This is a genomic window from Paenibacillus sp. IHB B 3415, from assembly GCF_000802655.2.
Taxonomy (GTDB): domain Bacteria; phylum Bacillota; class Bacilli; order Paenibacillales; family Paenibacillaceae; genus Paenibacillus_AQ; species Paenibacillus_AQ phytohabitans.
In genome coordinates this window covers 1-24,075 of sequence record NZ_JUEI01000078.1, presented here as the reverse complement: position 1 = coordinate 24,075, position 24,075 = coordinate 1, and the positions used below count along the sequence as shown (strand labels likewise).

At 51.6% G+C, this 24,075-nt stretch carries 15 protein-coding genes; 4 read left to right on the top strand and 11 right to left on the bottom strand.

The annotated features are described in order from the left end of the window. The first annotated feature begins 174 nt into the window (after positions 1-174). Positions 175-504, top strand: coding sequence for a PadR family transcriptional regulator (locus QW71_RS28780; protein WP_039307488.1), 330 nt, complete (start codon positions 175-177; stop codon positions 502-504). Next, a complete protein-coding gene (locus QW71_RS28775) occupies positions 501-1,082 on the top strand; it encodes a DUF2812 domain-containing protein (RefSeq protein ID WP_052770381.1) in 582 nt (193 codons plus the stop codon). The genes QW71_RS28780 and QW71_RS28775 overlap by 4 nt, the downstream gene beginning before the upstream one ends. Before the next feature lie 289 nt (positions 1,083-1,371). On the opposite strand, the gene QW71_RS41885 is transcribed toward QW71_RS28775, so the two are convergent. From QW71_RS41885 to QW71_RS28740, 9 genes are all read right to left on the bottom strand, one after another. Beyond that, the gene (locus QW71_RS41885) at positions 1,372-1,500 is read right to left on the bottom strand and encodes a hypothetical protein (RefSeq protein WP_268794637.1); all 129 of its coding nucleotides are present in this window, start codon (positions 1,498-1,500) and stop codon (positions 1,372-1,374) included. A 121-nt stretch (positions 1,501-1,621) separates the two neighbouring features. Continuing rightward, positions 1,622-3,127: an alpha-glucosidase/alpha-galactosidase gene (locus QW71_RS28770; protein ID WP_039307485.1), complete on the bottom strand. Its 1,506-nt coding sequence runs from the start codon at positions 3,125-3,127 to the stop codon at positions 1,622-1,624. 133 nt (positions 3,128-3,260) lie between these two features. Then, a complete protein-coding gene (locus QW71_RS28765; RefSeq protein ID WP_039307507.1) occupies positions 3,261-4,157 on the bottom strand; it encodes an AraC family transcriptional regulator in 897 nt (298 codons plus the stop codon). A 489-nt stretch (positions 4,158-4,646) separates the two neighbouring features. Beyond that, positions 4,647-5,309: a Type 1 glutamine amidotransferase-like domain-containing protein gene (locus tag QW71_RS28760; RefSeq protein ID WP_039307482.1), complete on the bottom strand. Its 663-nt coding sequence runs from the start codon at positions 5,307-5,309 to the stop codon at positions 4,647-4,649. Positions 5,310-5,396: 87 nt separating this feature from the next. Then, positions 5,397-6,227: a methyl-accepting chemotaxis protein gene (locus QW71_RS41585; RefSeq protein ID WP_235441579.1), complete on the bottom strand. Its 831-nt coding sequence runs from the start codon at positions 6,225-6,227 to the stop codon at positions 5,397-5,399. Further along, complete coding sequence (locus QW71_RS37395; protein WP_235441578.1) at positions 6,143-7,543, bottom strand: sensor histidine kinase; 1,401 nt, start codon at positions 7,541-7,543, stop codon at positions 6,143-6,145. The genes QW71_RS41585 and QW71_RS37395 overlap by 85 nt, the downstream gene beginning before the upstream one ends. A 123-nt stretch (positions 7,544-7,666) precedes the next feature. Beyond that, on the bottom strand, positions 7,667-8,515 hold the full coding sequence (locus tag QW71_RS28750; protein ID WP_039307479.1) for a sugar ABC transporter permease: 849 nt from the start codon (positions 8,513-8,515) through the stop codon (positions 7,667-7,669). Next, positions 8,512-9,825 (bottom strand): sugar ABC transporter permease, encoded by a 1,314-nt coding sequence (locus tag QW71_RS28745; RefSeq protein ID WP_039307477.1) that lies wholly within the window; start codon positions 9,823-9,825, stop codon positions 8,512-8,514. Before QW71_RS28745 ends, QW71_RS28750 begins: the two co-directional genes overlap by 4 nt. Before the next feature lie 142 nt (positions 9,826-9,967). Beyond that, complete coding sequence (locus tag QW71_RS28740) at positions 9,968-11,302, bottom strand: maltose ABC transporter substrate-binding protein (protein ID WP_039307475.1); 1,335 nt, start codon at positions 11,300-11,302, stop codon at positions 9,968-9,970. 737 nt (positions 11,303-12,039) lie between these two features. Here QW71_RS28740 and QW71_RS28735 point away from each other — a divergent pair. Further along, entirely contained in the window at positions 12,040-13,788 is a 1,749-nt protein-coding gene (locus QW71_RS28735; RefSeq protein WP_039307473.1) for an alpha-glycosidase, read from the top strand. Positions 13,789-13,939: 151 nt separating this feature from the next. Here the strand turns inward: QW71_RS28735 and QW71_RS41580 are convergent, their stop codons facing one another. After that, positions 13,940-14,488: an S-layer homology domain-containing protein gene (locus tag QW71_RS41580; RefSeq protein WP_235441582.1), complete on the bottom strand. Its 549-nt coding sequence runs from the start codon at positions 14,486-14,488 to the stop codon at positions 13,940-13,942. Positions 14,489-15,026: 538 nt separating this feature from the next. After that, positions 15,027-21,932: a pullulanase gene (locus tag QW71_RS41575; protein ID WP_235441577.1), complete on the bottom strand. Its 6,906-nt coding sequence runs from the start codon at positions 21,930-21,932 to the stop codon at positions 15,027-15,029. 793 nt (positions 21,933-22,725) lie between these two features. Here QW71_RS41575 and QW71_RS28720 point away from each other — a divergent pair. Continuing rightward, positions 22,726-23,763, top strand: a complete 1,038-nt coding sequence (locus tag QW71_RS28720; protein ID WP_039307469.1) for a LacI family DNA-binding transcriptional regulator — start codon at positions 22,726-22,728, stop codon at positions 23,761-23,763. Positions 23,764-24,075: the final 312 nt, after the last annotated feature.

Below are 24,075 nucleotides of genomic sequence, written 5' to 3'. Positions count from 1 at the left end.
TGCTTTTTGCTTTTTGCTTTTGTATTTTCCGCAAAATCCTATTGACTGATATATCGGCTACCGATATAATATGTATATCGGTTGACGATATAGCGTCAGACGATGTAACGGCGATTGCTATAACGTCAGTTGATGCAACGATCCGTTAATACTAGACTAAGGCAGGTGAGGCATTTGTCAGGAAGCAATGAATACGGGGCGCTGACAGAAGGCGTATATTATATTCTTCTGTCACTGTTCACCCCGATGCACGGCTACGGAATTATGCAGAATGTGAAGCTGCTGAGTAACGGGCGCGTGGAGCTTGGCGCCGGCACGCTGTATGGCGCGCTTGGCACGCTGGTGGAGCGGGGCTGGATTGAGCCGCTGGCGGGCGGGCAGGATTCCCGCAAGAAGGAGTACCGGATTACGGAGTCAGGCAGATCTGCACTGCTGAGCGAAATGACCAGGCTTGACGAACTGCTGTCGAATGGAAGAAAGCTAATAGGAGGCGAACCGGAATGAGTCATGTGATACGCAAATATTTCGCGGATTTTGAGAAGGAAGAGCAGTGGCTGAATGACATGTCCGCCAAAGGTCTTGCGCTTGTTGAATACTCCTGGGCCCGTTATGTTTTTGAAGAGAGCGCCCCGGGGGAATACATCTACCGGCTGGAGCTGCTGGAGGAAGATCCGAAGAAAGCCAAGTCTGCCGAATACCTGCAGTTTATGGAGGAGACCGGAGCCGAGCGTGTGCCAGCCGGCAAAAAGCCATCGGGCAAAACTGTATATGTCAACCCGCGCTGGGTGATCTTTCGAAGAAAAGCAGCGGAGGGTGCCTTCACCATCTATTCGGATACCGATTCCAAAATCAAGCATTATCAGAGAATATACCGGTTATGGATTTCGCTCGCGGTGGTGGAGCTGATCATTGGCGTCTTTAATATATCCCTGATGTTTGTGAACAATCCCACCGCCCTCATCAGAATCAACCTTATCATGGGCCTGCTGCTCATCGTTCTGGCCCTGTTCTTCATTTCAATAAGTATGCCTATCCGCCGCAAGATTACCAAGCTGCAAAATGACAAGCTGGTCCGGGAGTGAGCCTTAGGACTCCGCGGAGCGTTCTGCGGTGACGATTTGGGCGTTGGCGGGGCGTTCCAACGGCGCGTTTACCCCACTCCGGCTCCATTCAGTCTGTGAAAAGGACTGAGATTCCGCTATTCCGTCAGATTGGGCAGATTCGCGGGCCAAGCGGACTGAGATTCCGTTAATTGTCCGATCAGGCTTCATTTGTGGCCCATTTGAACAAGACAACGGAATCTCAGTCCGAATCAGCGGCAATATGAGGCTTTTGGTCAAAATAGCGTCTTCTCAGTCCGCTTCATTCCGACTACGCCATCTGCACCAGTAACTCCCTCACTTCCGCCACATCCGTCACATCCACCACTACCGCCTCTCCCGCTTCTTCAGCTTTTCCCCACCTCTCCCACCTCTCCCGCCACTCCCCCCACTCCCCCACTTCCGCCACTCCCCCCAATTTTTCATTTCCGGCTTCAATCTAATTTGTGTGAACTTCATGTCCCCGAACATCAACAAAAAACCGGAAGCAAAACGGGCTGCTTCCGGCCGGAGTAACTTATTTAGTGCACCTTCTCTCTATCCTTGCCCTTATCGGACTCCCCCGCGTTTTTGTTCGCGGCCTCACGGTCCTGCATCATCTCGTCCACCGTCTTCACCTTCAGCCGGGCAGCGCCTTCGTTGCCGGCATTCGTCGGGATCAGATTACCGGAAGCGAGGCGTTCCTTCGCTTCAGCTATAGCCGCACCGTACTGCGGCAGCCAAGGCTCTCCGGCAACCAGCATCTCATCCACCATCTGCCAGATCTCCTTCGGATTACATACCGCACCGACCAACGGGTCCATCATGAAGGCCTGGCGCAGCAGCTTGTCATCGCCATGCACGGCTGCTTCCACGGCCAGCCGCTGCACGGAGATACTTACATTGCAGACAGCCGCCGGGCCCAGCGGCAGGTCGCCGACCAGCGGCATCGAGATACCGTTGCGGTCTACATACCCCGGAGCTTCAATAATGGCATCATCCGGCAGATTGGAGATGACCCCGTTATTCACCATATTGAAATGCCCTCTGTATACGCGGCCCGTCTCAAGTCCTTCTATTATATAGGAGCCATGCTCCTCGCCACGGTTCTCCCGGGTATACTCCAGAGCCGGTTCCTTCATCCAGTTCGGGAAGTCCGTTTCGAACCAGTTGCGGCCTTCTGTGCAGACCCGCAGGTATCCGCCTGTCTCGCCGTTGATCCAGCTGCCCAGATCGATCCAGTCCAGAATCTCGCCGCTGCGTTTGCGGTACCAGGGAACATATTCACTCAGATGTCCGTTCGACTCCGTGCTGTAGTAGCCGAAGCGCCGGAGCATATCGATCCGCACCTTCTCGGTGCGGCTGAATTCCGGATGCTGCTCGAAGGCCTCCAGCAATCCGGCCGTCAGATCCTTGCCCTCATGCTTCGCAGAGATGTACCAGGTCTGGTGATTGATTCCGGCGCAGATAATATCCACCTGCGACTTCTCCAGCCCGTAGACTTCGGCGATCTGATGATGTCCGTGCTGTACACCATGGCAGAGTCCGATGGTCCGCACACCGCCATATTTATTGCAGGCCCAGGTGAGCATGGCCATTGGATTCGAGTAATTCAGTAGTAGCACATCCGGCGCAGCCGTCTCCCGGATATCCCGGCAGATCTCCAGCATCTCGGCAATACCGCGCTGTCCGTACATGATCCCTCCAGCACACAGCGTATCACCTACGCATTGGTCCACGCCGTATTTCAGCGGAATATCCACATCGGTGGCGAACGCCTCAAGGCCGCCCATGCGGATAGTGCAAAATACGTACCTGGCATCCTTCAGCGCTTCTCTCCGGTCCGTGGTGGGAGCGATCATAATGTCCAGGCCGTTCTCCTTAATATCCCGCTGGCACAGCTCGGTGACCATCTGCAGATTATGGCTGTTTATATCCATGAATGAGACTTCAATATTACGGAATTCCGGTACTGTCAGCAGGTCGCGCAGCAGCCCGCGTGTAAATCCGATACTGCCCGCCCCGATAAAGGTTACTTTAAAAGACATCGTTATCATCCTCCGGTAAAGAATAGTGGGTTCCTGTCCATTGTAGCAAGGAGGCTGCGGGAAGCGTAACCAATATCATGACCACTTTGCCGTCATAGTGTCAATAATCCTCACCTTTAGAGTAAAAACTCATCTATTCCTCACTCCAGGAATGGCGGTCCAGCGAGTTCCGGTATTCGATCGGAGTACAGCCGGTATACTTTTTGAACAGGAGATGAAAATACTGCCTGCTGCTGATGCCCACATAATCGGCGATCTCTGCGACCGGAATCTCGCTCTGCCCAAGCAGCATCCGTGCCTTCTCCATACGCAGCCTGTTCAGGTAATCGGTTAAGGTCTGGCCTGTATGTGTCCTGAAGATCCGCTGCAGATAGCCTGGGTGGACATTCACAGTGAGCGCGACCTCCTTGACTTGAATACTCCGGTCATAGTTCTGGTGCAGAAACTCTACCGCGCGCCGTACGTAGAGCTGCGAAGGCTGCTGGCTGGCCGGCAGCGATTCCCGCCGCAGTCTGGACAGACGCAGCAGCAATTCCGAGAAGAGCAGATGCGCCATGCTGTTTCCGTGCTTCCCCTGCTGATCCAGCTCCAGCACCAATGCCTTTAGAACATGAAACACCTCTTCCTGGTCTGACAGCACCAGACTATCGAAGGGACTCTGCAGCAATTCCGCCAGCGCCTCCTCCTCCTGGGCCAGCCTGCCTACTGAGGGAGCTACACCGCCGTACTCTGTGAACGCGAATTCCACATTCAGCATCCGGCAGGAGGACCCGTCTTCGACGATCAGCCTGTGGGGAACGCCCGCATCCAGCAAAATCATTTCTCCCCGCTTCAGCCGGAAGGGGGTATGGCCGCCCGATTCATCCCGCACCTCAACCACACAGCTGCCTGAGATCAGATACATGATTTCCGTGGAGTTATGGTGATGATAGGCCATTGTGTAATGGCTCCACTGCTTGTAGTAGTAGGCCAGGAATCGCGGGCTGTAATCCCCGTCAAGCAAGGCCTGCTGAAAAAGACTCCCGTTCAACTCCGGCATGCTGCATGCCTCCTTCGCCAGTATTCATAGCACAAGTGTATCCCTTGAGCTCCGCCAGGACAAGAAGCATGCTGAAGTCCAATACTGGAATAACATAGCTTTATAAGTGAATTGTTTCTTGAATGTAAATTAGAATTTCAGGTGAGGATCACATAGATTCAGAGCTCCCTCCTCACAGATAATCAAAATTATCGAGCGCTCTCTCTATTCGCGTAAATGTTGTAAGTATTACAACTTTAGTTCATATAACCGGGGGTTTTCCGGAGTATTGTTGTATGAAATACAAGAATTGGTTCATTAATCGGCTTAGATTGGGGGAAATGCTGCATTTCCTGCAATAATTTTCGATTGAGGCTAATTTGATGAGGGGAATGTTGTATTTCGTGCAGGATTTTCGCTTATTTATTATGTGCAGCAGAAAGCAGAAAAAACAAGAGCAAAGCCCCGAAGCGCTCTACTCTTGTTTTCAGTTCTCCATAATTAATGAATTTTAGTCAGAACATCATTCACCACGCTATACACTCCGCCGCCCTCCACCATTTCCAGCACTCCGTTCAACAGGTAGATCCCCGTCTCTTCATCGATCCCGTAATTCGGAAGATCACCGAACGTACGGACGGCGGTTCTTAAATGATCTTCATCATCCCACTGGGTAAAATGTACGGACAGCAGCAGCTTAGGGACCAGATTTAAGCCCTTGCGGTGATCAAACAACCTGCTTTCGTTGTCCTTGGCCGAAATAATGCACAGTTCAGGACTGATTAAAGCTCCCGCCGAGAACCCCACAACCGGAACGCCAGACTCATACCTCAGTTTAATAGCGCCGCCAATCGCGGTATCTACAATATAATCGGCATACAGGTCCGTATCCCCGCCTCCGATGATTATACCCGCGCAGGTCTCTATGCTCTGAACAACAACATCCACGGGTGTAGCGGGCAGCGGCAGATAACGGAACTCTGTTAACCCTGCATCAGCCAGCGGCCGAGTATAGACCGGCACGTAATCTTCCCAGCTCTCCCCACGCTCCACGAATAATACAACAACAGGACCTGCGCCTACACCCACTTTATCTTTAAACTTCCTTGCCATATCCGGCGTAAACGGCGGGCCCCCGCCATTCAGAAATAAGTGCTTATCCATGACATCACCTTCGGTTTTTTACAGACAACTATAACGACAAGTGTAAGTTCTGGCAATAGTACTTCACTTTATCAACTACACATCGGCTCATCCCTGAAAAGAAACCATCGACTGCTTCAGATTCTCCGCTAACACCTCCAGCTTGCCTGACAGAGCCACCAGCTCCTCGCTCACTATGAATTGCTGTGAAGACATCGAAGCCACCTCCTCCGTTGAGGCACTGGTCTGCTGCACGACCGAGATTACGCTCGCCATGGATTGCCCCAGCTGCTGCCGATAACCGGTCAGCTCCTTAACCGCCGCCGAAGACTGGCTTAGATAACCGCTGAACACTTCCATCTCCGCCCGCACACTTTCAAAGATAAGCGAAGATTCTCGGACCGAGGCAATCTGCCCGCTGAACAGCGGCGCTGCTTCACGCACTACCTTGACCGTGTTCTCGATATGGCCGCTGATCTCCTCCGTAATTCTGGAGACAGACGCAATCGACTGCCTGGATTGGTTAGCGAGTCCCCTGATCTCATCGGCAATGACAATAAAGCCCCTCCCCGCAGCCCCCGCACGTACAGCTTCAATCGAAGCATTAAGCGCCAGAATATTCGTCTGCTTGTTCATGGCAATCATCGGGGAGAGAATGCTGCGGATCAGCACCGTGCTGTCACGCAGCATGGCCGAGTTCTCCTGAATCAGATTCATCATCTTCAGGGCTGATTCGCTTTGATCCACCAGCTTCTTCATCAGCTCCGCTCCCTGGTCACTTACCGCCATGACCTTTCCTGCGGAATCAGCCATGACCGCATTCGTCCCCGCCACTTCGTCCGTCTTGTCTCCCATCAGCTCCACCTTGCGGTTGCTGCTCTCCGCTTCTGCCGCCAGGCTGGCTGCCCCGCCGGCGATCTCGCCGGTTGCGGCAGCCACTTCCCTGGCATGAGTGCGGGTCGCACCCGAAGCAAGCACCAATTGCTCGGACGTGGCCAGTACCCGGCGATCTCGCCGGTTGCGGCAGCCACTTCCCTGGCATGAGTGCGGGTCGCACCCGAAGCAAGCACCAATTGCTCGGACGTGGCCAGTACCGCCGCCGCCGAACTGCTGCTCTGGCCGGCCAGCCGGGAGATCTGCTCCATCATACGGTTGAAGCTGTGTCCCAGCCGCCCGATCTCATCCTGGCCCTTGAAGTTCGTCCGCACCTGCAGGTTCCCCTGTTCGCCTTCCTCCATCAGCCGGGCCAGCTTGCCGAGCGGGCGGCCGATCAGCCGCACCAGAATATAACCAATCACCAGAGCGATCACAGCCGCAGCCAGCACAACCAGCAGTGTAATATAGAGCAGCCGGTCTGCCGATTTAGTGAAATCACTCACCGGCGCATAACCCAGCAGTGTCCAGTCAGCTGTCACCAGCGGCTGATAGACCACAAGCTGTGAGCTGCCCTGCTCATCAGCCGCAGTGAAGGATTGCTTCTGCCCTTCAACCTCGGTATCCGCAGCCTGTATGTAAGAGGGCTGTCCGAGCAGCCCGTTATCCGCCCCATACACAATATTTCCGGTCTGATCAAGGATGCGGATCTCCCCGGCAAGTCCGATATGCAGATTGGATAATACATCGGTCAGAGCTTTGCCCTTCAGCTCAATCAGCATATAATACTCCGCTGCCGGGTTCTGGATATTCCGCAGCAGACGGCCCATTGTCATGGAGGATTCACTGTACGCATCGAAGAAGCCTTTGGCCCGTACGGGGAACCAGACGGGATTGCCTTTGCCGTTATCGATCTCCTTCATGCGGGCAAGAACGCCTTCATCACTGCGCACGCCGCTGATGCCTGTTGATTTGTAGGATTCAGCATCCACCATGCTTCTTGCGACCAGCCGGACGCCCAGCAGCCGCTCATCGGAGCCCCTGACGGAATCCAGCTTGCGGCGGATCCGGTCTTCAGCTGCCACCTTGGCTACCGTTCCGGCACCGGGATTATGGACAGTTTCCATATCTGATTTTAATGCAGAGTCTACGGCGAATTGTCTTGAAAGCGCTTCATATTCAGCAAACAGGAAGTCCAGCTTGTCCGCCGCCTGCACAATAGACTGTGAGGATGCCGCTGCTACCTCGTCGGTAATGATTCTTTTAGCAGCATAATAGGAGGTTAAGCCCAGCACAGAGGACAATAGCACAATTGTACAGAACAGAATCACAAATAATTTGACGCCAACCGATCTGAAGTTTAATTTCCGCTGCCGGTTCATTACGCTCTCCCCTTATTTTTTTCGGTAAAAAATACAGGTGCAGCCCTTCGTTGACTGCATAAAGGCCGCACCTGTTATTCAGAATGATATCTGCATTTCTTATTTCCCTTATTCCTTAAGGGCTTACCCCTTGCTCGCCCCTGCGGTCAGTCCGTCAACAAGCAGACGCTGCAGGAAGCCGAACAGAATCATAATCGGTACAGAAATCAAAACTGCACCCGCTGCAAAAAGCGTAAAATTGGAATTCTGCATCGTATTGACCATATCCCACATTCCGACAGCGACCGTCCAGTTCTCCTTGGTCCGCAGAATCAGCTTGGCGAAGATGAAGTCCACCCATGGCCCGACAAACTGCGTCAGTGCCATATAAGTGATCATCGGGCGGGACAGCGGCAGGATAATCCGTGTGAAAATCCTGAAGTTGCTCGCCCCGTCAATCCGCGCGGCTTCATCCAGCGAACGGGGAATCGTATCGAGGAAGCCTTTGGCAATCAGTGTGCCCAGAAGCGGCGCTCCCGCAGCATACACGATGATCAGCGCCAGATGGGTATCCAGCAGATTGAACTCCTTGAGCAGCAGATATATGGCAATCATACTCATGAAGCCCGGGAACATCCCGAGGATCAGCAGGGTTGACATGGTCGTCTTGCGGCTTTTGAACCGAAACCGGGATAAGGCGTAACTGGTCAAAAGCGTCAGCACCACCCCGATCAGCATGGAGAACACGGCAATCTTGAGCGTATTCGCATACCAGGTCCCGAACATATAGATTGGTGAAGTGAACAATTCCTTATAGTGGCTCAGTGTAAAGTGCTCGGGAATCAGTGTCTTGCTGTACAAGGACTTACCCGGCCGGAAGGATGCCAGCAGAATCCAGAGTGCCGGATAGATTGCCGCAACCGCCAGGATAACCAGAACGATGTAGCTTAGTCCCAGACGTATAAAATTCGCAAGCTTGCGTCCGATGATCATTGAATCATATCCTCCTCTTTGAATGACTTGGTCCGGCGGTAATTGTACAGGGAGAATCCGGCAACAATGATGAAGAGAATGATCCCTATCGCGGAAGCCATATTATTCTTGTTCTGATCCAGCGTCAGTTTGTACAGCCATGTTACCAGCAGGTCCGTTGATCCGGCATACTGATAGTCACCTTTAACCGGATTGCCTGCAGTCAGCAGATAGATCGCATTAAAGTTATTGATATTGCCGGCGAATTGCATAATTAGTGTAGGTGCGGTGGCGAACAGGATCATAGGCAGCGTAACAATCCGGAACTTCTGATAGTTAGTAGCCCCGTCCACTTCTGCTGCTTCATACATATCCCGCGGGATCGTGGTCAGCACACCCATAATCAGCAGCATGGATACTGGAATACCGACCCACATGTTGACGATAATGACTGTAACCTTCGCCCAGAACGGATCGGTCAGCCAAGGCAGTCCTGTGAGTCCGAAATAGCCGAGATACTGGTTGATCGGGCCGAACTGCCCGTTAAACAGGTTGCGCATCAGCAGGAGGGAGATCATCTGCGGCACGGCATAGGGGATGATCAGAATCATTCTCCACATGCCTTTGAAGCGGATTCCTTTTTGGTTGATCAGCAGGGCAACGAGCATCCCGCCGAAATAAGTAGTTACCGTCGATAGAACCGCCCAGACAATAGTCCAGGTAAGTACTCCATAGAAAGTACGGCTCCAGGATTTCAGTACCAGCAGATTGCGGAAGGTTTCAAAGCCTACCCAGTCCACCAGCTTGGCCGGCGGAATGTGATCCGGTGCGGCATAATTGGTGAAGGCCAGCATGATCATAAAAACAATCGGCATAATGGTAAAAAACAAAATACCGATACCCGGAAGCAGCAAAAAGCTCTGGGCAAATTTGTAATCCAGAATATAGCGTACGGATTGTTTGAATGTATTCGATGGACGGCCGGTTTCGCGTTCTGCTCCGATTTTAAGGGCATCCCTAATATTCATGTACCAGGCAATCAGGAATAAGACAAGGAACAGCAGGGTAATCAGACTTTCAATCATAATGACGATGGAATGGTCACCGGGAACCATTTTGGCAATTCCCTTTACCTTCTCAAGGCGGCTTGGAGATTCTCCGAGGGTGGTGATGCCCCAGAAGGCCCTGCCCAAATTGTTAATGAAATAGAATAGTGCGGCTGCTTCTACAGCTATGAAAATAAGCCCTTTGATGAATTGGCGGTTATATATTTGTCCCAATCCCATAAAAATGGCCGACAGTACTGCGGCTCTCGCTTTGTGTCGCTGCATTTCCCTTCCCTTCTCCTCTCCGTGCGGAATTCAGGAAACTGCCCGCCGCGAGCTATGCGGCGGGCGATTTGATTCCACTGTTTGCTGATGGTTGTTAGTTACCTCAAGGGCAGCTGATGATGTCACTGCCGGAGAGCTGCTCTTACTGGGCAGATGCCCCGTTATTCAGATCCTTGATTTGTTCTACTGCTTTGTCCATGGCCGCCTTAGGATCAGCATTGTTATCCCAGATTTCCGGAAGCGCCGCATTTACCGGGCTCCATACGTTACCCATTTCAGGAATCGAAGGCATCGGCTGGGAGTTCTTGGCCTGTTCAGCAAAAGCGGATACGTACGGATCGCTAGTGATTTGTGCATCCTGCAGTGCTTCGTTATTCGTTGGCACGGAACCGATCAGTTTGTTGAGCGTCAATTGCGCATCTTTGCCGGAAGCAAAGCGGGCATACAATTTAGCAGCATTCGGATACTGTGTGTAGGCGTTGACTGCGAAAATTTTGATTCCGGAGAACGTAATCGCTGTTTTGCCGTCAATGGTAGGAACCGGAGCAATCCCGAGGTTGTCGCCTAGTGCTTCTTTATAACCGGCAAGCTCCCAAGGTCCCGTAATGTCCATGGCCACATCGCCTGTGTTGAACAAGCTGCGCTTAATGTCCGGATTAATGTCGCCGCTCTTAAGCGGCAATACTTCTTTCAGCTTCGCAAATTCAGTCAGACCTTTGATCGCGCCTTCATTGTTCAGACCGATATCGTTTTTGTCGGTGCCGTCTTTGCCGAACAGGTAACCGCCGGTTGTAGCAATGAACGGATAGTTGAAGTACATGTTGCCGACTTCCCACATAATTCCGTATCTGTTCTTGGATTTATCAGTGAACGTTTTGCTGAAGGCAATCACGTCATCGAAGGATTTAGGAGCTTCTTTGACCAGGGATTTGTTGTAGAACAGCGCATAGGTTTCTGCCGCTCTCGGATAACCGTACAGTTCACCGTCATAGGAAGAACCTATGATGGATGCTTCTGTGTTCTCAGCTTTGGTCTGCTCAACGAAAATATCGTTTGGAAGCAGCAGGCTCGCGCTCGCAGCCTTACCCAGATTGTCGTGAGGGATGAGGATAACGTCTGCTGCCAGACCTGACGGGCCGTCTTGTGTCAGCTTGCCGACCTGATCGGGCGGTGCTACCTCTTCAATTTTGATGGGAACGTTGTACTGTGCGGTGAACTGCTTGGCGATCTCTTCAGCAAATGCTCTTTCTTCTTTACTCTCCCAGATCACCAGTGATGCGCCGTCTTCAGGTACAATCTCATCTGTTGCCGGAGCATTCCCGCCGTTTGTGCCAGCGTTGTCTGTTGCTGCTGCGTTATTCGCAGGAGCATTGGTTGCTGCTGCATTTCCCCCGTTATTGTTGTTTGAGCCGCACGCCGTAATCGACATTGCCATAGAAAACGATGCGGTGAGAACCATGAGTTTTTTCAAATTCATTGCTTTTAACCCCTCCCGATTTGTATATCACTTGATTTGAACATGATGCCTCCGACTTTGCGCAAACGATTTCAGAAGACTCAAAAAAAATTCATGTTTTGCAAATTGACCCTTCCTTATGTGCTCCGCCAAGTTTTAGAAAGCGCTTCATTCCTGAATTCATAATACAACAGCAGGCAAGATTGTTAAAACGTTTGCACAGAGTGTATTTAAGCAAATTCAATCATTTAATACATATAATCAATTATTTACTTTTAATTTCACAGGATTTCTTTAAATATCTCTATTTATCTTTTTATTAAAATCTACAAACCGCATTTTTTGTTGTATTTTAGCGGATTATGTAATTTAATTTCCATATAATCTCATTTTCCAAGCTTTGGAAATCGGTTTCCTTCCTAACGGTATTTGTGCAAATGTTTGTACAAACGTATTGAACCTCAATTTATTCCATGCTATAATCCAAAACATTAAGAACGCCCCTGTTCTTCACATAATTCAAAGGCAATGTTACTTCAATTGGGTACAACCTCGGACAAGCTACCCGGCGCCGGTTGTGCCTGTTTGGTATGCGCAGAATCTGAATGATTAGTGCGATTGTGGCACAGCTGCAGTGCTAATCATGCACTTGCCAGATATAGGACTGTGTTTGTAAAATGCTTACTTCCGGAGCCAGCGCTGGTTTGCCCGGTGTCATTCAGGGGTGTTTGGTTCACTAAACCTTAGGAGGAATTAGTATGTTGTTAGAAGCTGTGTATCATCGTCCGCGCCTCAATTGGTCTTATGCCTACGATCATGAAACGATCCACCTGCGTCTGCGTGCCAAGAAGGGGGATTTGACCGAGGTATTCGCCTGGGCCGGGGACAAGTACGCCTGGGACAACACCAAGGAGTTGATTCCTATGACTCTTTTCACTTCGGATGCGATGTTCGATTACTGGGAGTGCGAGTCCGTCCCCCTTTACCGCCGGTTGAAGTACGGTTTCCTGCTGCAAAAGGGCCATGAGCGCATCTGGATGACCGAAAGCGATTTCCAAACCGAACGTCCCGCCAATCCAAACCGGCTGTTTGAATTCCCTTATATCAACCGCGGTGACGTGTTCATTCCTCCTGCGTGGGTGAAGGATGCTGTCTTCTATCAGATCTTCCCTGAACGTTTCGCGAACGGCGATCCCAGTCTGAATCCGGACAATGTACAGCCATGGGGCGGCACACCTAAGCCTGACAACTTCTTCGGCGGTGATCTGCAGGGGGTCATTGACCATCTGGATCATCTCACTGAGCTGGGTATCACGGGCATCTATTTCACTCCTGTCTTCACAGCCACCACCAACCATAAATATGATACGGAGGACTATATGCAGGTCGATCCGCATTTCGGTGATGTGGAGACGCTGAAAAGGCTAGTCGACGCCTGCCATGAACGCGGTATCCGTGTGCTGCTTGACGCTGTATTCAATCATGCTGGACGTACCTTCGCCCCGTTCGTGGACGTGCTGGAGAAAGGCGAAGCCTCCGCTTATAAAGACTGGTTCCATGTCCGTGAGTTCCCGCTTCAGGTAGTGGATAACATTCCGAATTACGACGCTTTTGCCTTTGAGCCGCTGATGCCGAAGCTGAATACGGAGAATCCTGAGGTTAAGGAATATTTGCTGAAAGTCGCTGAGTATTGGATCCGGGAGGTCGGCATCGATGGCTGGCGCCTGGATGTGGCCAACGAGGTCGATCATGAATTCTGGCGCGACTTCCGCAAGGTGGTGAAGCGTGCGAATCCCGAGGCTTATATTCTCGGTGAGATCTGGCATGAATCCGCACCATGGCTGGAGGGAGACAAGTTCGATGCGGTGATGAACTACCCGTTCACGGATGCGGTGCTCGACTTCTTCGTGTATGGCAAACTTGATGCGGAAGGCTTCGCCAACTCCATTGGCAAACAGCTGTCGCGCTACCCGCTACAGGCCAGCGAGGTTGCCTTCAACCTGCTGGACAGCCACGATACCCCGCGTTTGCTGACGCTCGCGGACGGGGACAAGAATAAGCTGAAGCTGGCTGCGCTGTTCCAGTTCACATTCATGGGCACCCCCTGCATTTATTACGGGGATGAGATCGGCATGGATGGTGATGGCGACCCGGACTGCCGCAAGTGCATGGAGTGGAATCCGGCGATGCAGGACCGCGGCCTGTTCAATTATTACCGCAAGCTGATCGAGATCCGCAGCAGTCATCCGGCACTGCGCACAGGAAGCTTCACGTTCCTGGAAGCCGGTCCCCAAGGCACCAAGCTGGCTTATGAACGCAGCCTGGGCGATGATCTTATTCTCGTGCTGATCAATACGGAAGAGACCGCGCAGACCTTCCGGGTAGACGTACAGGAACGCTCCTGGGAGAACCTGTTCACCGGCGAACCGCTCCGTGCGGAACGTGGCAAGCTGTCGCTCAAGCTGCCGGCTTACGGTTATGCGGTACTGCAGGCTAACTTGGACTAGCCTCCGTATCATCAGCACCATTTTATATGATTGAGTTATATTCCAGGCAAAGCAAACAGGGTATTCCGCAGCCGTTATGGCCTGCGGTATTCCGCAGCCGTTATGGCCTGCGGAATACCCTGTTATGTTCTGATCCGATTCGTTGCGCGGGCTATTTGCCGAGCAGCTTGTAAATCACCTGCGCACTCTCTGCACGGGTCAACGGTCCTTGCGGCGCAAAGAGATGATGGTCTCTGCCCTCTACCAGTTCCAGCTCTACGGCAGCGTTCACATAAGCATTTGCCCATTCACTGATACTGGAGGCATCCGCGAATAAGGCCGGGCCTGTTGAGGAAGCCAGAAGCTTGCCCTGTTTGAACTCCAGAGCGCGGATTATCATCACCGCCATTTCCTCACGGCTGATAGTAGCATCCGGGGCAAAGGCAGTGCTGCTGCGCCCGTTAACAATGCCTGATTTGACGGCAGCGGCTACATAAGAGGAGTACCAGGCATCTGCCCGGACATCAGCGAATATCGCTCCCCCTTCCCCTGTCTGTCCGAGTGCACGCATCAGCAATGCTGTAAACTCCGCACGCGTCACCTTTTTTGCAGGTTCAAATTCAGCAGCCGATACTCCTGTTGCCACCTGTTTGGCTGCAAGCGATTTAATGGCAGCAGAAGCCCAGTGGGTATCAGGAACATCCTTAAACACTGTATTCATCTGAAGCGCTGCATACTTGCTGAAATGCATAACTGCAGCAGTAAGTGAGCCATCCGCTTGCGCTGCGCCACCCACATACTTCAGCTCCCCGTTATCGGCGAGATAGAATAGTCCCGTCCAATCTTTAACCGGATTGCCCTGTAGCTTCAGTGATATCGTAACCGGCTGCTTGAAGGTTGTAACTGACAGGCTGGTCCCGTCTTTTTTGATAATCTGCAGTTTAAGGTCGTATACCCCGGATACAGCAGTTGCAACCGTGTTCTCCTTACTGAATTTCTTGACTGCATCCTGTGCAGCCGCTTTACTTAGCGGACTCAGCTCCAGCAGGATATGTGAATTGTCCGCATCCGCACCTGTAACCATGGCCTGAATATCAGCCAGCACAGCATTCGGGATTGTAACGGACAGCCCCTCCGAGTGAATAACCAGCCCGTTATTCCCCAGCAGCTTAGCTGCCTGGACCGGCAGCAGCACCGAAGTCTTGCCCTGTTCCAGACTGAGTTCTACTTTGCCATCCTTGCCATTTCGAAGATCCGGCTCACTTATGATCTGTGTGCCTGACGGAACCGCCGTTGGCGCTGGCGTTGGTGTTACTATTGGCTTTACAACGGAACTTATTTCGGATTCTGCCGTTGGTGTTGGTGTTGGTGTTGGTGTTGGTGTTGGTGTTGGCGGTACTACAACTGTCTCCGCTGCCAGAATCACCGTTTGTTGGTGTTGGTGTTGGTGTTGGTGTTGGTGTTGGTGTTGGTGTTGGTGTTGGTGTTGGTGTTGGTGTTGGTGTTGGTGTTGGTGTTGGTGTTGGTGTTGGTGTTGGTGTTGGTGTTGGTGTTGGTGTTGGTGTTGGTGTTGGTGTTGGTGTTGGCGGTACTACAACTGTCTCCGCTGCCAGAATCACCGTTCCGCCGTCATCTCTTCCCGGCAGATCAACCATTACCTTCCGGGCAGCCGATACCGTATATAGTTTGCCGCTGTACTCATCTCTTACAGAAGACAAGGCCGCAAAAGGCACGGGAATTTCTGCACTCAGACCTTCCTTCTTCGTGTTGATTACCGTAACCACGTTATCGTTCCCGTATTGCTTGTTGAAGGCCAGATATCCCAGATCATCGGAGCCCGCAAGCTTGGTGCGGATACCTTTGGCATATAGCTGCGAATATTCCGCCCTAATGTTCAGCAGCTTCTGATAATGATCATGAAGTCCCTGCTCTGCAGTAAGCTGATCCCAAGGCATATCGCCCCGGTTTTCGCTGAACTTGCCGCTTGCCATATCCCCGGCATTTTTACCGGACCGGCCAAGCTCTTCCCCATAGTAAATCACCGGCTGGCCCTTGGCCGTGATCTGCAGCGCGGCAGCGATCTTGAGCTTACCCTTGTCCCCGTCCACGTAGTCTGTAAGGAAACCATCCTCATCGTGGCTGCTGAGGAATTGTGCCATCACCCCGGTATTGCTGATCTTCGCTTCGCGCTCCTGCAGATAAGCATCCACAGCATTAATGGTGCCCTCTGCGAACAGCTTGGCCTGATCATTAAAGCTAAAATCAAGCAAACCATCCATTTGCCCGCTCTGCAGCATGCCGCCATCATTATCGGCGGTTCCACCGAAGTATTCGCCGACCATTTTGAAGCCCGGATCTATAGCCGTCAGTACATTTTTAAATGCTTTCCAGGTTGTGCTCTCCACATGCTTGACCGTATCAACGCGGAAATAGTCGATTGTATCTCCCCGCTCTGTCCGGGCATTATCCAGCCAGCCTGTCTGCCAGGCAATGATCTGCTTGCGTACCGTAGGATCCTCCGTCTTGAAGTCCGGCAATCCGCTGAGCTCGCCTTTGATGACATCCGTATCGGCTTGAACGCCGTCCGTACGCAGCATTCCCGCAAAACGCGCTTTGTCCTCTGCAGCCACCTGCGGATTGACGTCATCCTCCTTCAACCCGTAGCCTGTATGATTAAGCACTACATCGACCATAATCTTGATGCCCTTGTCATGCGCCTTCTCGATCAGCTCCTTGAAGGTCTCCATGTCCCCAAGATGCTCATCAAGCTTAGTGAAATCCTTGGCCCAATACCCGTGATAAGCATATTGTTTGCCGCCAAAGCTTAACCCCTGGTTGAAATCAATATTGTCTACAACCGGCGTGATCCAGAGCGTGTTGATGCCCAGCTCCTGCAGATAATCGAGCTTGCCGATCATCCCCCTGAAATCGCCGCCATGATAGGCTTCAAGATGTGCCTTGTCCACATTCTCATTGTTGTCAGGGTCACCGTCCTTGAAGCGGTCGGTCAGTGCGAAATAGATCCGCGCTTCATCCCAGTCGAAATCAAGCTTGGAACCGCTGTAGGTTCTGGCTTTCACCTCGATTTCAGCAGACTGTCTGTGCAGATTGCCATACTGGTCTACAAGGACAATAGGAATGCTCTTGATACCTGCCGGAACCTCATCCTTCACCGCTATAGTCTGCTGCATAAGCTCTGTATCAAATTTGACCTTGGCTGGTCCACCTAGTGCAGTAAGGTCCAGATAAGCCTCCTTATAAGACACTTCCTCTGCTGAAACAGCCTTGACCGTTAGCACAGTGTTCTCATTGGAAGTTACAGCCGGCGGATTGACCTCTGCCGTAATACTGACTTCCGGCTTGTGATAGTACAGGGAAGATTCCCCGCCCACCGTGTTGTGCGGGTCGGTGAACTCGCGGGTCACTCCGTCCTTAGTTACGATGAAGGTATACTTATAAATGCCTTCCTCCAGACCGCTCAGCCGGTAGATGAACCATTCCTTGGCCGGATCATACTCCATCGGATATTCTTTACCGTTCACCTTCACTTTAATGTCTGTTATCGCAGACACTTCGCCGCCGCGGAACAGCTCGTCATCACGGTACAGGAAGGTTATGGCTTCATCCTGCATCAGCGGACCGCTGATGCCCGGGGGGATTTCAAGCTCTTTGACCATGCTGGTTACATGGACTTTGGTAAAGTCCTCGCCGGGAGAGGTTATGGCTTCATCCTGCATCAGCGGACCGCTGATGCCCGGGGTGATTTCAAGCTCTTTGACCATGCTGGTTACATGGACTTTGGTAAAGTCCTCGCCGGGAGTCAGAACAATATAGCGGTCGTCCGCTATATCCTGTTTGTTGTCAGACCAGTCCAGACCTTTTATGAGCACAAAGCCTACCTGGGTTGCGTCTTTGCCTACTTCAATCAGAACCGTCGAGCTTGCTGAATCTCCTGCGGGCTCGGGGAGCTTCACCTCACCGTCTGTTGCCCCGGAATACCACAGCCATACACTCCAATCCTTATAATTCCTGTCTTCACGGGTATAAGTGAACTGCACATACCGTTTGGTTTCCACCGGCGGGCTGGTTACTTCTACGGTCACATTCACGGACACGCCGCCATAGGTAATGGTAAGGATAGCCGTTCCCGCCTTAATCCCCTTCACCAGCCCTTTGCTTGTCACTGTGGCTACTTCCGGTTTATCGGATACATACAGCGCCTTGGCGGTCACTTTGCTTGAAGTGCCGTCCGCATATTTGGCCGTGACCACAATCTGATGCGCGGCCCCCTCCTTCAGCGAATAGCTGGCCTGGTCCGTCTCTAGCAGAGACACTACTGCTGCGGCTGCATCCTTGCGGATAATTACAGATGTGAGCGGGTCGAGGGTAATCGAATCCGCAGTCAGGCTGAATCCGCTCTGGTCCGCAGCAGTAATAGCTTCGGTCCCGGCTTCGTCATTATCGGCAAGCACAGTACCGTCACTCAAGTTCTCCGGCAAAGTAAGAACTCTTGTCTTGCTGTCACCGTTCATGAAGACATAATAGATCCCGGTCCCATCCGTTGCTTTGCTTGAATAACCGATCACAAGATCATCCTTCTGCATTTCAGGTGCTTCGATAAGCTTGACATTGGAATTCACGAGACTGATGTCGCCCAGCCGGAAAGCGTTGGTAGACTTTCTGAGCTTAATCAGCCCGGCCGTATATTCTCTGGTCGCATTCTGCACCGGAAAGTTCACTTCATCCGTTGCTGCGGCCCAGTCGAAGGCATTGACCGCATCCGAAGAATCGTATGAATCGTTGATGAAATAACTGACAGACTGATCAGCCGCATCGCGGACTTCGGTATATTTCTGCTGTGGAGTCCCCGCAGCCATCCATTGCTTGGTACGCCCGTACTCCTGACCTGCCTGCAGGAATGCGGTTCCCTGCGAAGTCAGCAGCAGCATGTTTCCGAGCCTGATCCGTTTCTGAATCTCCAGCTCGTTCGCCGCATTCTGCGGATTCTTGTGAAGGGCCAGGGCAATGACATCATGGAGCGTCAGATTATCATGCGCTTCAATGTATTGCACGATATCTCCCGGATCATCTGCCGGAATATTGGAAGGCTGCGCTTTGATATTGTTCAAGATCGTCGTCAAGGGGCGCGCTCCGCCCGTAATGAACCGCGGATCTCCTTCGGAGCCGTACCCGGATTTCAGCTCATTGCGGAATTCATCGGAGAATACGCCGACACTGTCCGTCTTATCCATCCAGGTCTGATCAGCAGCCTTGCCTTTGAGGGATGGATCAGAAGCCTCGCCCCCGAAGGTAATCCAGCCCTCCCCGATGAACAGGGCCTTGGGATTAATGGCAGCCGCTGCGTCATAAGCAGCCTGTACCGCATCTGCTGTGGCATCGCCCATCATGTCCCACCGCATCCCGTCGATTTTGTACTCCTGGAACCAGTATTTCACGGAATCGACCATCAGCTTCTCGGCCATCTTATGGCTGGTTGCCAGATTGTTGCCGAAGCCGCCGATGAAGTTCCCGGCCGGGTCCTGGAAGGCATAATAATTAGGCACGATGTCATTCAGGAATTCTTTTTTGGCCATATGGGTGTACACAACATCAAGAATGACGCCCATCCCGGCTTCGTGCACCGCATCGATCAAGCCTTTCAGCTCTTTGATCCGCTCTTCCGGATCTGCCGGATTCCGGGAATACGCCCCGTCCGGAGAGAAATAGCTGTGCGGATCATAACCCCAGTTATACTCATTACCTTGAGCTGAATAGTCCAGCTCCCTGTCTTCCATCCCGGTTTCGTCCCCGTAATACCAGGCCATCACCGGAAGCAGCTGAATGTGGGTGACACCCAGTGATTTGATATAATCCAGCTTCGACTCAAAAGCCGCATAAGACCCCCAGCGTTCCCCGCCGAGACTCGACTCGATTGCCGGATCAGAGGTGAAATCCCTGATATGTGCCTCATAGATAATGGCGTCTTCACGATCCTCATAGCCGGCAATGTCTGCAGCCTGGAAGCCCTCGGGATTCGTAGCGCTTAAATCCACAATGGCTGCCTTGCCCACCGTATCACCGCCTGCGCCTGCCTCTCCCCCTGCCTCTCCCGCCGTATTCACGGTGAATACGGCCATGGATTTGGCATAAGGATCAAGCACCTGCTTAGTTACTCCATCATTAGTCACTTCATACTGGTAGTAGAAGTCCCTGACATCCTCTGCGCCGGGTGCACCGGTCAGATCAGCCGGAGTCAGCTCCGCCGACCAGACCCCCTTGTCACCCAGAGTCAGTCCGGCGCGGCCTACGGTGAGATTAGCGTCAGCTTTATCGTAGACTACCACGGTCACCGAGCTCGCCTTCGGCGCCCATAGCTTCAGGGTTGCCGACTTGCCGGCCTTATGGTACGTGGCTCCGAGATCGTCACCTGTGTAATTGTACAGCTCATCCATCATTCTCCAGCCGGTGGAAGCGGATACAGTTTTACCTGCATACGTTATACTCAGCGGGATTTTCTTCAGATCAAATGCACCGGTAGTCACTTCAACCGAAGTTGCGCCGGTAACCGCCACACCTGTAACAGGAACAGAGGCTCCTTCCGAATCCTTTATGGAAATGGCTGTTTTTAATGCATCCGCCGTAAGTCCGTCCGTTAACGTAAACCCGAGCCATAGTTTGCTTGCGGACAATATATCTGCGGATAACAGCCCAACCGGTGTCTCGCCAAAAGGTGAAGTATAAACATTCGGGTCATTCTCCTTCACCCATAGCTGATTGTAACGGTCGAGAAAGGCGAAGCTTTTGTTCTCATTGCCCGCCGGACCGTCTTTGTCTCCGTTTGCAGGCTTCATAACGATGAAACTGATAGTTTTGGCATTCTCCTTCAGCGGAATATCCGCATAGGCACCGAAGGAATCCCGGTTCTCCGGTTCAAAAGGCGTTGCGTCTTTGGGCCACACATTAGACGGCGTCACCACATCATCCCACAGCCACAGGCCATACTGGCTCTGATTGTTGTCGGCCCGCATATAATGAATCCGCACTGTATTCGCCGGAAGCTCCACCGGTTCATAAGGGGTTACTTTATTCGAGCCTTCCGTGATCCAGACCTCATTGGTCTGCGGAGTACTGATATTAAAGGTTTTGTCCCCGTCCTCCATTTCCTTAACCCCGGTAGTCCGGTTTACCACGAGGAACGAGATCGTCTTCGCCCCATCCTTCACAGGCAGATCGACATAAGCGCCGTAGGCATCGGTTTGTCCATCAGGAAACGGAACGGCATCCTTAGGCCAATTCACGGACGGTGATACAACATCGCCCCATGTCCATAACGCCTGACCGGCATAATCACCGGCAGCACGGTGGTAATGAACTCTTATATGTCCGGCAGGAACAGGCACAGCCGTACCCGGTTCAGAAGGAACCGTGTAATGGGCAGACACACTGTTGTCCTGCGTTTTATACTTGAATGTTACAGGTAATGCGGAGGGAAGCTTAAGCTCCTGCGCCGTATCCGGATAGGAGACTCCACCCGATGGATCAGCGCCCGGAAGATAAACCTGGTAGGTATAATTGCCAGCAGGAAGTGTGGCCGTCTGCTCATAGACCCCGTCGAAGTCAGGATCGGTTAGCAGCGTACGGGCCTCTGCAGGGGAGTCATTCTGCTCATCTCCAAGCGCAGTCTGCAGACTGCCGGTCACCCGGGGTAAACGGTCCGCAGGCACCGGTGAATAATACGTGGAATCTGCAATCGCTTTGGTAATGTCATTATAATAAAAGGTTACACTTGTATCCTCACTTAATGTAATCTGAATGTTGCCGCCTGCATCTGTCCCGTCAGGATCAGTATAGCTGCCATATCCGTAGTTCTCCGTCCAGGCATCGTTGAGGGCCACTTTGTATTGATAGGTCCCCTGTGGCAGCATGCCGGTGAAGGTGTACAGACCCTCACCCCTGTAAGTCATTTGGGTTACTGTAGACTTCTCGTTCCAATCTTTCGTTTCAGCGGAATCCAGTCCGGTGAACTTACTCTGCAGATCACCAACCAGCACAACCTTTGTCGTTTCTGCGCTGACTCTGGGCAGGTTTATGCCCAGGCCTGAGCATACAAGAGCGATAACCATCAGGATTGCAAAAGCCTTTTTTATCCGTAAAGCAAATTCCATTCCGTCAATCCCCCCATGAATGTTATGAACTTCAACCCGCATGAACGGCAGAATCCCCCGCTCCGGTTGCAGGATTTCTGCTGTAAAGATGGCTTGTCAGGCCCAACCGACTCCGATCCTCCTTGTCAAATTCCAAAATCACGCCATCACGCCATCACGCCATCACGCCATCACGCCCTCACGCCCTCAATTCGCCCTTCCCAGAGTGCAAACGTTTGCAATCATTTGTGCACAAACCCTTATCCATTGACTTTGGGAAACGACATAAATACTATGCATAAAATCGGGCTTTGTAAACGCTTGCTTCATTTCGATTTCATACTAATCCGCCGGTAAAGTTATTGTCAACTAGTAATTTTCCAGAATATTCTCAAATATTTGCTTATAGTTGCACAATAATTAAGTCATTAATTGCATTAATTTGCACACTTCATATTCATTCATATGCTTCTGTTGATAATAAAAAGGCTGAGAAAGTCTAAATAAATCCTTATTTTATAAAGGAATATTGAAAATAAATTAGATATATCATCTCCAAACCAATCTAATAACGTTTGCACAGTTTCGGTGCAATGTCCGGGATACCTTTCTACTGCCTCCTCCCACGGATACCACTCCATTTATATTCATCCAGTGAATCCCTGTGGAAAGCTTGTGGCCTGCACAGTAAAAATGTTCATTTCATCACTTTCTATGCCAGTATTGTGCAACACACCGGGTTTATCTATTTACAATCATCAGCACTTCGATTAATATTACTGTGTAAAGCAAACGGTTCCATAAGGAGGTTTCTATGACAGTTACCATTAAGGACGTGGCCAAGAAAGCGGGAGTTTCTCCCTCCACGGTCTCCCGGGTGTTGTCAGGCCATCCCAGAATCAGCCTAGAAACTTCCCGTAAGGTTAAAGTGATTATGGAGGAAATGGGCTACACCCCGAACATGATGGCCAAAAGTCTCGTTTCCAAGACAACCAACAGTATTTGCATCATTCTTCCGAAACCGGCTGAAGAGCTGTTCTCCAATTTGTTTTTTATGGAATTAATCCGCGGGATCGTCACCCAGTCCAGCCGTTCCGGCTACGATGTGCTGATCAGCTCCGGGGCAAATGAGAAGGAAGAGCTTGAAGCCGTCTCACGCTTGCTCAAGGGACGCCGGGTGGACGGCGTTATTCTGCTGTATTCCCGTAAAGATGATGCGGTGATCGATTTTCTGGAATCAGGCGGCTATCCCTTCGTGCTGGTTGGACGAAGCGACCGCTATGAGGATATATTGTCAGTCGACAATGATAATATCATGGCTGCTTATGATGCAACGAACCACCTTATTTCCATGGGTCATGAACGCATTGGCTTCGTCAGCGGCCCGCCGAATCTTATCGTTTCGCGCGACCGTCTGGAAGGCTACCGTAAGGCAATGCAGAATAAAGGCCTTGAAATGAAGGCGGAATGGATTGTCGAAGGCGAGTTTCTGCAGGACAGCGGCTACCGGGCGATGTCATTCTTCATGAATCTCCCGAACCGTCCGACGGCACTCGTTGCGGTGGATGATATGGTCTCTTTCGGGGTATTGCGCGGACTGAATGAGCTGAAATACAAGGTCCCTGAGGATCTGGCGATTGTCAGCTTTAACAATATTCCGCTCTCGGAATTGTCCAGCCCGCCAATCAGCAGCATAGATATCGGAATCTATCATCTGGGCTATACAGCCTCACAGGTGCTGATTCAGAGTATTCAGAAGCCGGATAATCATGACGGATATACTAACCGTTTTGTCATTCCCCACCGTTTAATCGTACGGGAGTCATCGATGTATACTCCGGGTAAGCAATGATGCACAAGCAGCAGTGATGCACAAGCAACAATGATTTTACAAGCAGATAAATGAAGCTAATTACGCTTCATTTATTTTTTGGAGCTTTGTACAAACGTTTGCGCTAAATAACAGCGCACCACATTTGGATAGGATTTTCTGCCCTGGTCAGGCTTTAGCTAACGCCGGGAGCGCTGAGGGCATATCGCAGACGGATTGTTGTACGTAGTGCAACATTTCCTCCTGCTGAGGGCATATCGCAGACGGATTGTTGTACTTTGTGCAAGCCTGTTGATTCCCCATATTATGGTATGGATATAATTTCCAAAATAC